Origin of the sequence: Deinococcus alpinitundrae, assembly GCF_009982895.1 — a bacterium.
GTDB lineage: Bacteria > Deinococcota > Deinococci > Deinococcales > Deinococcaceae > Deinococcus > Deinococcus alpinitundrae.
The window spans coordinates 1-269 of sequence record NZ_WXZL01000273.1; the positions used below are offsets into that span (position 1 = coordinate 1).

The window sequence follows — 269 nt, forward strand, 5'->3', positions numbered from 1 at the left end:
GCCCGTATCTAGGTAAGGAAAATCGAAATGTCCCTTTAAGTTTTCACTAGGCGGATCGATCTTGTCCATCCGATTAAGCATCTTTTCCCGGGATTTCGCCATTGTTGAACGTTGGCCAGCCTTATTCTTACGGATAAAGTTTTCCGCCTTTTCAATGACTACTTGTTGCTTTTCGTAAGCCTTTAATTGTGCTTCTTGCCGCGCTTCCTTTTGCCGCATTGCGGATTGGAAATCGCCCCGGTACTTAGTAATTTTGTTAAATGAAACGT

The 269-nt window shown here is 43.5% G+C and carries 1 protein-coding gene; it reads right to left on the reverse strand.

What is annotated here, in order from left to right; all coding sequences use genetic code 11:
• Positions 1-269: hypothetical protein (locus GUI70_RS25745; protein WP_438503515.1), on the reverse strand; the 269-nt coding region annotated here is incomplete at both ends.